The sequence below is a fragment of the Paenibacillus allorhizoplanae genome (genome assembly GCF_927798215.1).
Classification (GTDB): Bacteria; Bacillota; Bacilli; order Paenibacillales; family NBRC-103111; genus Paenibacillus_E; species Paenibacillus_E allorhizoplanae.
Map to the genome: position 1 here is coordinate 492191 of NZ_CAKMMW010000001.1, position 12119 is coordinate 504309.

The 12119-nt window shown below is 42.6% G+C and carries 9 protein-coding genes; 2 read left to right on the plus strand and 7 right to left on the minus strand.

Going from position 1 to position 12119, the window contains the following annotated elements; genetic code table 11:
• Nucleotides 1-27: 27 nt before the first annotated feature.
• The 6 genes from L6I86_RS01710 to L6I86_RS01735 all read right to left on the minus strand — a co-directional run bounded on the left by L6I86_RS01710 (nucleotide 28) and on the right by L6I86_RS01735 (nucleotide 10008).
• Entirely contained in the window at nucleotides 28-2730 is a 2703-nt protein-coding gene (locus tag L6I86_RS01710) for an alpha-mannosidase (protein ID WP_236284183.1), read from the minus strand.
• Nucleotides 2731-2741: 11 nt separating this feature from the next.
• Nucleotides 2742-3623 (minus strand): carbohydrate ABC transporter permease, encoded by an 882-nt coding sequence (locus L6I86_RS01715; protein WP_236284184.1) that lies wholly within the window; start codon nucleotides 3621-3623, stop codon nucleotides 2742-2744.
• The gene (locus L6I86_RS01720) at nucleotides 3620-4570 is read right to left on the minus strand and encodes a carbohydrate ABC transporter permease (protein WP_236284185.1); all 951 of its coding nucleotides are present in this window, start codon (nucleotides 4568-4570) and stop codon (nucleotides 3620-3622) included. The genes L6I86_RS01715 and L6I86_RS01720 overlap by 4 nt, the downstream gene beginning before the upstream one ends.
• A gap of 69 nt (nucleotides 4571-4639) precedes the next feature.
• A complete protein-coding gene (locus L6I86_RS01725; RefSeq protein WP_236284186.1) occupies nucleotides 4640-5992 on the minus strand; it encodes an ABC transporter substrate-binding protein in 1353 nt (450 codons plus the stop codon).
• A gap of 322 nt (nucleotides 5993-6314) precedes the next feature.
• A complete protein-coding gene (locus L6I86_RS01730; protein ID WP_236284365.1) occupies nucleotides 6315-7928 on the minus strand; it encodes an alkaline phosphatase family protein in 1614 nt (537 codons plus the stop codon).
• Between the two features lie 406 nt (nucleotides 7929-8334).
• Nucleotides 8335-10008, minus strand: coding sequence for a ribonuclease J (locus L6I86_RS01735; protein WP_276574785.1), 1674 nt, complete (start codon nucleotides 10006-10008; stop codon nucleotides 8335-8337).
• 398 nt (nucleotides 10009-10406) lie between these two features.
• On the opposite strand from L6I86_RS01735, the gene L6I86_RS01740 reads away from it, so the two are divergent.
• Together L6I86_RS01740 and L6I86_RS01745 are read left to right on the plus strand one after the other, a co-directional pair.
• Nucleotides 10407-11216 (plus strand): hypothetical protein, encoded by an 810-nt coding sequence (locus L6I86_RS01740; protein ID WP_236284188.1) that lies wholly within the window; start codon nucleotides 10407-10409, stop codon nucleotides 11214-11216.
• Nucleotides 11217-11336: 120 nt separating this feature from the next.
• Nucleotides 11337-11723 carry a WGxxGxxG family protein gene (locus L6I86_RS01745; protein WP_236284189.1) on the plus strand — a complete coding sequence of 129 codons (387 nt, stop codon included), beginning with the start codon at nucleotides 11337-11339 and terminating at the stop codon, nucleotides 11721-11723.
• A 206-nt stretch (nucleotides 11724-11929) separates the two neighbouring features.
• On the opposite strand, the gene L6I86_RS35865 is transcribed toward L6I86_RS01745, so the two are convergent.
• Nucleotides 11930-12058: a glycosyl hydrolase family 95 catalytic domain-containing protein gene (locus L6I86_RS35865; protein ID WP_420851833.1), complete on the minus strand. Its 129-nt coding sequence runs from the start codon at nucleotides 12056-12058 to the stop codon at nucleotides 11930-11932.
• Nucleotides 12059-12119 lie beyond the last annotated feature (61 nt).

Here is a 12119-nt window from a genome sequence, read left to right on the forward strand (position 1 = left end):
CTAATTATGTTGTACTCCGTTGCAATTTTAAAAGCTGATTTCCAGCGTAATAATTTCTGCGGCTTTGGCATTCACAGTAAATGCACCATCAGCTTGGATAGGTACGTTTTCCCTGTCCAACGGCTGCTCATTTAATTTCACATAGCGGACCTGCTGAGCTTTCTTCTTCATTTTTATTGTGGCCGTGGTTGCTTCCTTAGCCGTATTCCAGAAGCGCAGTAGGAGCGCATCGTTTTTTTCGGACTTTTTACAGGCACTAAGCATCAGCGAATGGTTGCCTTCTAAATCCAGAAGACCGCCTATTTTCGCTAAATCGCCATCATGCTTCACGGTTACTGAGCCATAGCTTGGTGTTAGATATTCATGTACCTCGGTACCTATCTTAGCTTCCATCCAATCGCCTCGATGGACAAAGATCGCGTACTCGGCCTCGTTCATCCCTCTACTCTGCGCTTCAGGCACAGGTGTTTCTGGTCCTGCTCCACCATGCCTAATCAGTGTATCTTCGCGTGATAACCAGCCGACAGCTCTTAACAAGGTGATAGCCAAGCTACCCTGCTCATCATCCAACATCTCATACTCGGTCAACCCTTTATTGGCAATCGTCATGCCTTTATCGCTGCCTTTTACACTGACAAATCCTTGCTGTGGCTTCTGCGGAACGTACGTTTCTGGCCAGCCATTCCCGGCATCCAACACTGCTGCTTCTCTTTCTACCACATCAAAATGGCCTTCTGCCTGTGAGACTCTGAATTTCTCTCCTAGCGGGAATAGTACCCTCAATCGATGGTCTTCCGCCTGATTGTTCCAAACCGTACGTACATCCACTCTATTAGATCCTGCCGCAAGTGTTACGTAATTCGTCATGTGGTAATCGACATAGACAACTTCTCTGCTTAATCGATTATCGCTGAGTTTCTTCGGTAACGACCAATCGATATCCACTTGAAGTGTTACTTTCGCATAGCCAGTCTCTGCCGCCGAAACATGTACCTTCAAGGGATTATTCTTCGTGGACAGCACTTGATCAATTAAAGGAGCTGCATAATTATAAGTGTCTCCAGCATCTCCACTGCTTTCGAATGCACCTAAATCCTCATAGATATGACCGGTTTGTTTGTTTGTGATTCGCAGTGTACCGTTGCGTTGGTTGACTTCCACACGAAGATAAGTATTTTCTATGGTATTGGAGCCAACTTGCACATCAGACTTGGGCTCACTACCTTTTATCTTGGCGGATGGCTGTAAGGTATTAACATACATCTGTTTAGGATCGCAAGCTGTTTCTCTGACTCGTAAGTAGAATGTCTTATAACCGAAGCCTGGAAGGTCAATGGCTGGAAAACTGATTTCTGTATAAAAATGTTTATCCGTCATCGGCTTCATTCCGCTGACATCTTTGACCTGGAAAGGAATCTCCACACCTTCTGAGTCCTCAAGGATATGCGATTTAGGATGAATCGCATGTTTCCGATCGACCCATACAGAAGCGATATCACTGCGCGTCCAGCTAAGTGAATTATGGATGACAATCGCCAGGGCATCTTCCCCCAAATCACTAGTATCAATCCGACTGTTGATATGCTGCACGCTTTTCTCCGTCAAAATATCAGCAATTTGTTTGGATTGGGCAAATCGAGGCAGCATCTCCCGATGAACTTCATCGATACTACAACCGCAAATACTATCATGCGGATGATTCTGAACGAGCAGCTCCCACGCCGTCCATAAGAGTTTCGCTTCATACTTGCGACCGTTCAACCAAGCTAGTGCTGAGAAGGGCTCTGCATAACGTTCCATAGCTAGCTGTCCGATGAAATTGTGACGTTTCAGATACATCCGAGCCGATAAGACGCCAGGTAACATATGAGGCAACTCTGCACCAAAATGACGAAGCTCGCCGTTGATAACCTCTAATGTAGGGTTCTGCTCACGAACAGCCTCGATAAACGACTTCGTTGTTCCCCAGTGCAGCTCAGCAACCTCGTTCAAATCCTCATTCACCTGACTGATTAATCGCGGTAATCGTGTATCGATGAGTCTGTGATCACCTCCGTAGGGCATTAGCAGACAATCTGTCGTAGCCCTAGGTGCCCCGCGCTCAATGGATTTTCTAACTCTTCCGTAGGTTTCCTCATAGGTCTTAACTGGATTATCAAAGTGGAGGAAATCCACCATATAATAGCCATCGGGGAACCAGTACGTAAACACTTGTGTACCATCTGGAGCTTCCCAGAGAAATTCTTGTTTAAAGTCGGGGGAAGAGCCTCCCACCCCTCGCCATACCATCGCATTATCGATCCCAAAACCATGAAGTATCTGCGGCATTTGTGAAATATGGCCAAATGTATCCGGAATATAACCGACATCTAAGTTCGTAAAGCCCAACTGTTCTGATAATCGATTCCCTAACATTAAATTACGAATATGCGCCTCACCACTGACGAGGAACTCATCCGGCAAAATGTACCAAGGACCACATTGAATACGATTTTCATGAATGAAACGCAGTAGACGCTCTTGATTTTCTGGCCTAATCTCCAAATAGTCTTTCAATACGATCGTTTGACCGTCTAGTAAAAAGCAACGAAATTCCGAATCATTTTCCAATGTATCCAATAGTTCATCTATGAGCTCGACCAATCGGATACGGAAATCCTGCATCGTCGCCCACCATTCTCGATCCCAATGGGTGTGATGGTAAACAAAAACACGATATTTACGATCCAATCCATTCCCTCCTAACCTTTTGTACCAGCGCTGATGTTCATACCTTCAATAAAATATCTTTGGAAAATAAAGAAGATGACGATGACTGGAACCATCACCATGACGGAACCTGCCATCAGTAAGTGCCATTGGCTTGTGCCCGAACTGACCTTGAAAGCTTGTAAACCAATCTGTAAGGTATACTTTGCTTCGTCATTCACATATAAAAGAGGACCCAAGAAATCGTTCCATGCACCTGTAAATGTCCCAATGGCTACCGTAGCAAGTGCTGGTTTGGCAAGAGGCAGCATGATCGAACGCCAAATGTAGATATGGCTTGCGCCATCGATTTTGGCAGCTTCGACGAGATCATTGGGTATTCCCAGATAAAATTGGCGGATCAGAAAAATATGAAACGCACTACCAAAAAAACCAGGAATGACAAGGGGTAAATAAGTACCTACCCAGTGTAATTTTGAAAACAAAATGTACTGAGGAATCAGTGTGACGAATCCTGGAATGATCATCGTTCCTAGAATAATGGAAAATAACAGTCCCTTCCCAGGAAAACGAATTTTAGCAAACCCATAGGCAATGAAAGAATTTGAAACTACATGTGCACACACAGCAACAGTAGCGATTAACAACGTATTCGCGGAGTATCTAGCAAAATTGCCTGCTTCCCATGCCTCTTTATAATTGGACCAAACGAATTTCTCAGGAAACCATGTTGGCGGATACGAAACGACCTCCTGCAGCGATTTCAATGAGGTTTGAATCATCCACCAAAATGGCATCAGAAAAGTAAGACTGCCGGCAATTAGAATTAGGGTTACGATCCATTTGGAGATCCTTTGTTTGGTTCGGCGGCTTTGATGATACGATTTCTTAGTGACTGTTGCAGCAACCGTCATCGCGAATCTCCTCCTTCATAGTGAACCCAATACTTGGAGAGCACCATGTTAATTATGGTAACGATAATGGCAATGAGGAAGAGGAACCAGGCCATCGCCATGGCATACCCCATGTCAAATATTTTGAACGCTTTTAGGAACATATGCAGATTGTAAAATAAAAGGGAGTTCGATGGTGACCCCGGAGAACCAGGATCATCAGACATCACGTAACCCTCTTGGAAAATTTGAAAACCGCCAATTAGGCTAGTAATAACATCAAAGAAAATAACTGGCGTAATCATCGGCACCGTAATATGCCATAGCTTGCGAAGGCTTGATGCCCCATCAATCTCAGCTGCCTCATACAGATGATCAGATACCCCCTGCAGAGCTGCGAGAAACAGCAGCATCCCACCGCCGACAGCCCACATTTTCATCATGACAATCGCATTCTTCGTCCACGCGGGATCCGATAGCCAAGCAGGTCCTTCGATCCCAATCCAGCCAAGCACGGTATTAATAAGACCTGATTCTGGGTTAAGCAGCATCATCCAAAGCATATAAACAGCTACACCGGACAATACGGTTGGCAGATAGTAAATCGTCCGAAACCATCGCATGCCGGGAATTTTCACATTCAATAAAACGGCAAGTAGCACAGACCCCATTGTTGTTAAGGGAACCGCAAGGGTAACATAATAAAGCGTATTTCGAAGCGATTTCCAGAACAACGGATCTTCTGTAAACATGCGCTTATAGTTGTCGAACCCAATGAAATCCATGCGAGACGTAATGTCATAGTTCGTAAAGCTTGCGTATAAAGAAAATAGCAAAGGACCCGCTGTAAAAACTAGAAAACCAATAAACCAAGGAGCAACGAAACCATAACCTTCAAGCGCTTCTCTCTTGTCTAACGACCATTTCCTTCTTTTTGGGGTGGTTGCTTTATGCAATTGGGGATTCACTTCTTTCCCTCCTTATGATAAAAGGGTGGCGCAGTAGTACACTACGTCTCCACCCTTATGATCTAATGCTTATTTAGTATTTGCTTTAACCAGATCTTCAACAGCTTTCTGTGCTTTGTCTAATGCTTCCTTCGGAGTTTGCTTACCTAGGATCGCATCATCAATTTGAGGATTCACCAAGTTTAAGAAGTCAGGCGCTGTTACAGGAACTGTTCCCAGTACAGTATCTTTCAAGTTATCTACCGTAAACTTATAGATAGGATCTTTAATCAACTCTGGATCATTGGAAGCTTTAATGTTGGAAACGTTGTCGAAGTTGAACTGTGCCCAATATTTCTGTGCATCAATATCCGTCATATACTTCAAGAACTCCCAGCTCTCATCCGGATGCTTAGCGCCAAATGGGATTTCAATTGTAAAGCCTCCGCCGTTACTCCAGTTTCCGCTGCCTGGTTTGAATTCAGGCATTGCTGCAACACCAAAGTCTTCTTTCTTAGCGGCAAAGTCACGAATTTGCGTCCAGAATGTGCCCGCATCAATTTTCATTGCTAATTTGCCTGCAATAAGCGGATCATTTGTTTTGCTGCCAAAGCTAGCCTTGAAAGCATCAACTTCCTTTTTGCCTAAACGAGTATCCCAGCTGTTATACCATTCCAGGGCAGCGATTCGGTTTGGTGAGTTGATATAAATCCCTTTGTCATCCAGCCATGGTCTACCACCATCAGCGTTGTTCAGGAACATATCTTGCCCACCTGCTATGCGAGGATGAAAGCCTAAGCGCTCAATTTTGCCATTGTTAATTTTATCGATTTTCTTAGAATACTCTTCTAATTCCGCCCATGTTTTTGGCGGTTTCTCTGGATCCAGTCCTGCTTCTTTGAAAAGGGCTTTGTTATAAAATAGGACGCGCGTATCTGTTACGAATGGCAGCGCATACACTTCGTTTTTGTACTGCATAGCATTTAATAAGTGCGGGAAGAATCGATCTTTAATATTTTCCTTTGCCAGGTAAGGCGTAAGATTCATCACTTGTTTTTTGCTTGCGCGCTGAGCCACTTGGCTAATATCCTGGATGATGACATCTGGCGGATTACCTGCAGCAATGGCGGCTAATTCTTTCGTCCAACCATCTCCATAAGGTAAGAATGTATGTTTTACCGTGATGCGATCTTGAGAAGCATTAAAATCACTAATAATTTTCTCAATAATAGGACGGCGTGTTGTAGAGCCCCAATGTGTCCAAAAATCAAGTGTAACTTTACCCTTCGGTTTCTCTACCGCAGCACTTGCCGCTGGACTTGCACCTGTTCCTGCTGATGCACTCGGACTAGCCGTTTTATCTGCGCTGCAAGCTGTCAACACTAATCCGGTGCTGAGCGCTGTACTGAGTAGAACCAACATGGATTTATTTGCTCTCTTCATACGGTTTCATTCCCCCTAATAAAATGATTAGACATACAATACCACATCGAGGACAAACAACCCCACACAATCAAGCGCTTACAATGTGGCTTCATGAAGCCTATACACATATAATACTCGCAATCCGTATATTGTCAATAATTTTTTAAGCGCTTACAGATGGTTTTCTGTGTTATTCAATTACAAAAACCACTAAAACCCACATATTATTGCAATAAGCAACAGTAGCTTTAAACGTTATAATCGGTGAAATGAGGTACGATAAGTAATCCTTGAAAATCAAATAACCCTACGATTTCTCGTAAGGTTTACTGTTCAACCATTATTGCCTTTTGGTATTCTCGTGGCTAATGAGTTCAAGTAAATATGACTTTAAATCGACGATTCGCTGGCTCCGGGGGCGATGTTCCGTCCCCGCAATGAGAACTGGAAATAGCGAGTCTGATTTGTGCAAAGAACCATGGGCTCCTCCCCCTTGATGTGCTGGGTTGCTTTTATCTATAAACTCGAACCCGGGTTTGGACGTAACGACGAAATATTCCCCATCATGAGAATTCAAAGCCGCGGATAGACGCTGCAGCGCATCCGGATAGTCACCATAATCTACCGTATTCTTTGCCTGATTCCATGTAAGATCCAGGACTTCGACACTTCCCTCGAGCGTCCATTTTTGTTTATAGGGATCTGTAAGGATACCATTCGGTTTATACCTCATTTCTTTCAGGGTATTCCCCTTGATGACGTTAATCCATCCGTTCTCTCTCCAAGCAATCATGTCGATCCGCTTTTCGGTACTTAATCGATCGGCGATATTGCGGTTGCTATATTTGCCATTGGCATTGTACACATAGGTCATTCTTTCGTTTGCAGCTAAGATCAAATCCGTTTGTTCCGTTACTAGTTCACCTGGGGTATTCAAATTGTAGTTTTGAAAAAGCTCGGTTAATTTTATAACCGGATTATCCCCTCTTGGTTGGACTTGGCTTACGCCGCTATCTCCTGCCACAATAAAAATCGCTTTACGCAGTGCTTCATCAAGAGAACCGTAGTTTTGCATAATGCCATTTATTTGCTGATCGACTTCAATTACCTTTTTCATATGGGATGGACCATCCCGATGTAACGCCTGATCCAATTCAGGAAAAAAAACATATAGAAAATCAGGGACTTGGCCGGTCTTTATTAAATAGGATGCGACATTCGCCGCGTATTCATTATTCATACCCATATGTTTCGTTGCATTCTCCGGTAAGTCTATGATACCTCGGAGGGGATTGGAAAAAGCGGCGAATGTGAAGAAATCCGGGCCTTTCACGGTCACTTCTTCGGGTAGCGATGTAGGAGCTGATAACCAGCTAGGAAAACTGAGCTGATGATCAGTTTTTCCTCGGTAGATGATTCCGTTCACGGCCCCTGACTTTAACCCCAGTTTGGCCAGGTCCTCATAGATCGTAGGTACATTTTTACTAAGGTGTTTGTTATTCAAATCAATGAAAACCTGGCTTAAAAAAGGATTGGGACCTCTTCGCATAACGTCTCTAACGCCTGTTCCATAATTGATCACGTCTTTATCAGCAGATGAGTACCAAACCAACCCAGGAATCCGATGCTTGTCAGGATAAGTTCCCGTTAGTAGCGTACTGTCTATCGTCACGCTCATCGTCGGAAACGAGCTCACAAATTCTTTGTGATATTGACCATGTTCCTTCAAGTATTTGAAGGTTGGAAGCCTATTTTTACTAATTCCTTCATCAATTGCGGAAGATAGCAAGGAATCCACATGTAGGAAGATAACCGGTTTTACCGAGATGGGTTTATCTAACGCTTTCATTTGGACGAGATCATTTTCTTTATTATCCGGTTTCCCGCAGCCAATTACTAAAACGAGTAAGAAAATCAATACTATCAGTTTGGTTCTTTGCAGATATCGATTCATAACATTCACATCCGGTACTATTATTTACTTATAATACTTAATATCTTCCAAAAAGTATTGAATGATTCACTCTAATGTGAAATTCCCAGATCTTTCGCAATCTCCCGCTACGTCCGCTATATAGAACAACCTCACTTCAATTGAAGTGAGGTTGTTTGTTGAGGCTACTGAGTTGTTTAATTATTTATTAACCGCCAGAATTATTATTTGCATCATCAATACCGTTATGGCTGCTGCTTTTGTTATTGTTACTTGGCTTTTGGTTTTTTTGCTTTGCTGATTTTATGCTTTTTTTCTGGTTTGTCATGACTTTCGCCCACCCATCTTAAGTAATTTGAAACATCGATATTATATGTTTTTAGAATTAATTTACACCATCCATATAGTGGTCGTTATATTACGAATATTAAACCTGAATGATAATTGGCAATATCATTGGCCTTCTTTTGGTCTGGGTATATAAATATTTGCCAATCGCTTCTTTTAGAGCTTGCTTATAAAGCCCCCATTGATTCGTTTTCGCATCTTGTAATTGTGTGATTGTCGTTAATGCAATCCGATGTACATCCTCCATCAATCCCTCGGATTCTTTTACATAGACGAATCCGCGGGATATGATATCTGGCCCCGATACAATTGTCCCATCCGACTTACTCAGGGTAAGCACAAAAATTAATATTCCGTCTTCAGATAAAACTTTTCGATCTCGTAACACAATATGACCAACATCTCCAATACCAAGCCCATCAACTAATGTATTTCCATTTGGAACATGACGCTCTTTACGAGCTTTGGAGCTTATAAAGTCTACAACCTCGCCGTTATTGATTATATAAATATTATCAGAATCTACACCAACTGCTTCAGCTAATAATCGGTGCTGATGAAGCATTCGGTATTCCCCATGTATAGGGATAAAGTATTTTGGCTTCATTAATGTCAGCATTAGCTTTAATTCTTCTTGACTTGCATGACCAGATACATGCATGCCTGTTACGGATCCAGATCCGTAGATGACTTTAACCCCTCTTGCAAACAAGTTATCTACAATGCGCGCTACGTTTCTTTCGTTACCAGGAATTGGCGTTGCCGCAAGTATAACTGTATCACCTGGGGAAACTTCGACTTGACGGTGTGTACCGCTGGCCAAGCGAGCTAATGCTGCCATGGGTTCCCCTTGGCTTCCCGTACAGAGGATGACGAGCTCATCGGAAGAATAACGATTCACATCTTGAGCTTCAATTAACATATCAGGGGGCATTCTCAAGTAGCCTAGGGATACAGCTATGTCTACGACATTGACCATGCTTCTTCCTAAAAGGGCGATTTTACGGTTCGTTTTCTCTGCTGCGACAATGACTTGCTGTAACCTGTTGACGTTAGATGCGAAGGTCGATAAAAATATTTTTCCAGTAGCCTTTGCAAATGCTTCCTCAATATGATCGCCAACGAAGCGTTCAGAAGGTGTGAATCCTGGCCGCTCAGCATTCGTACTTTCAGAAAGTAGAGCAAGTACACCATTTTGGCCAATGGCTGCCATTTTATGTATATCCGCATATTGTTCGTTTACCGGTGTTAAATCAAATTTGAAATCTCCAGTATGCACGACAGTCCCTTGCGGGGTATCGAAGACGATACCTAGGCAATCCGGAATGCTATGGTTCGTTCGAAAAAAGCTTACTGGAATGGCCCCTAAAATAAGGCTAGAATTTGCATCAATCTCATTCAAAGTAGTCGTGTTAAGAAGACCATGTTCTTTAAGTTTCCCCTTTATAAGGCCAAGGGTAAGTCGTGTAGCATAAATTGGCATATTCAACTGTTTGATTATATAGGGAATACCACCAATATGATCCTCGTGTCCATGAGTTATAACCAAACCCCTTACTTTATCTCTATTTTCAAGTAAGTAGGAGATATCAGGGATAATTAGATCTATTCCTAACAGGCTTTCATCTGGGAATTTGGACCCACAGTCGATAATGACGATATCTCCGTTATATTGAATAACGTACATATTTTTGCCAATTTCATTTACACCTCCTAGGGCAATGATGGAAAGCTTATCCTGGTTTGAGCTCAATATAAAAACCTCCATAGCTTGTACGATTAAGTTTTAGGTGAATTTCGACGCTTAACAATGGTACATATAAAACATTTCGCTTTTTTTCCTTTTAACAATTGCTCATTCTCGCAAAGTAAACAACGCATGGGATCACCTCTGTTGTATTGTACCCAAAAGAAATAATCAAAAATTCACTTTATAGTTACTTTATTCTATATCTAGGGGAACTCATGATCGACAAGTGGATTATCAATATTGGCTGCTGATTTCAATAAAATAGCTATCCCCGACATGGACGTTATATCGATAACGCATGGGTAAATAACCATTAATTCACAGGATAAAAGCAGGTTGAATCCTAATAATAATGTAGGCTTCTACGGCCAAGATAGATAATTTAGGAGGGACTAATTCAAATGAATCAATTCGGACAGCAAAGCCTAAACAATGCATCTCAATCATCCTATACAAACGGATACGCTAATTCTAATACTTCGCAGGACCCGGTCATTTCTCATTACGGCGGCTATCAAACACAACATACACAGGACAACGCATTTTCACAGAATGCTTCACAACCAGTCATTTCTCATTTTGGAGGTTACCAGGCTCAAAATCGGGAGCAGAGCGGACAGCCCTACCATCTATCTCAAATGAATGCTTTCTCTCAAAGCGCTTCACAGCCGGTCATTTCTCACTTTGGCGGCTATCAGGCACAGAATTCCCAGCACAACATGCAGCCAAGCCATGCATCCCAAATAAATGCATACTCTCAAAGTACATCGCAGCCGGTTATTTCTCATTATGGAGGCTACCAAGCACAGAGTTCCCAACACAACATGCAGCCAAGCCATGCATCCCAAATAAATGCTTACTCTCAAAACGCTTCACAGCCGGTCATTTCTCATTACGGCGGCTACCAAGCACAGAATTCCCAGCAAGGCATGCACCCTAACCATGTATCCCAAATGAATGCTTACTCTCAAAACGCCTCACAACCGGTCATTTCTCGTTACGGTGGCTACCAGGCACAGAATTCCCTGAACAGCATGCAGCCTAACTATGCATCTCAAATGAATGCTTATTCTCAAAACGCCTCTCAGCCGGTCATTTCTCATTATGGCGGCTATCAGGCACAGAATTCCCAGAACAGCGGATATCCACAACAAGGATCCATACCGTCATCACAACCGGTCATCGCGCATTACGGGTATAGCAGCAACTAATTTAAAGAAATAAGTAATTTGAGGACCTTCACTTCTAGTGTTAAGGGAGAGGAAAGTCCTCTTTTATTTTATGCCAAACTAGCGATGCCAAATAAAGAGTTGAGAGGAGATAGGAACATTATGAAAAAGATTCAAACTCTTACGTTTGCTATTTTATTAACATCAGCATTAAGTTTTGGAACAGTTGGAGCACATGAAAATGCAGGTGTTGGAATGAATTCTCCAACAGGTTCAACAAGTATAAATACAAATAGTAATGTGAATAATTACGGTCCTTATGGCACAAATACAGGAACGATTAGTTCACCTCCTGCGTCTCCCAGTACTAGGCTAAACCAAACAAATTACGGAACTGGGCTAAATACTTACTCTACTAATTCGAATACTATCCGCGCTTATGACACTGTAAATTCGGGATCGAATGCTTCGAACTGGGGTTGGCTTGGATTGCTTGGTCTGATTGGCCTAGCTGGAATGAGATCAAGAAATAACGTTGGAGAAAGATAAGCTAGTTGGTCAAGATTCACAGATCCTGAAATTTCAGCCAACATATATCTAAAACAGCGGAGCTCGGATCCCTTAACATCAGTGGGATCCTGCTCACTTTTTTTTAACAATGAAAATAACTTGGATTCAATCGATGGCTAATGATATCGACTGGCGTAAATTCATAGCGAATGATTGACTTTGTTTCAAACCTGACCATGTCACTTCTAATCCTTCAGTTTCGACCTTTGCGCAGCTTCGAATAGCTCAGGTTCCGACTCCGCTGTCAGCTGACTGCCTGGAAAGACACCAAACAAATGAGACACATGCCTATGATGCCTAGCCTTGTCTCTCAGATAGTCAAGGTCACGTCCGAAAGCATAATGCTCCCATACATGCTGACTTTACCAAGGTACT

Excerpts from the sequence above, each read along its gene's own strand:
- L6I86_RS01715 (WP_236284184.1), bottom strand. The coding sequence starts at position 3,623 with ATGACGGTTGCTGCAACAGTCACTAAGAAATCGTATCATCAAAGCCGC.
- L6I86_RS01725 (WP_236284186.1), bottom strand. The coding sequence starts at position 5,992 with ATGAAGAGAGCAAATAAATCCATGTTGGTTCTACTCAGTACAGCGCTC.
- L6I86_RS01730 (WP_236284365.1), bottom strand. The coding sequence starts at position 7,928 with ATGAATCGATATCTGCAAAGAACCAAACTGATAGTATTGATTTTCTTA.
- L6I86_RS01740 (WP_236284188.1), top strand. The coding sequence starts at position 10,407 with ATGAATCAATTCGGACAGCAAAGCCTAAACAATGCATCTCAATCATCC.
- L6I86_RS01745 (WP_236284189.1), top strand. The coding sequence starts at position 11,337 with ATGAAAAAGATTCAAACTCTTACGTTTGCTATTTTATTAACATCAGCA.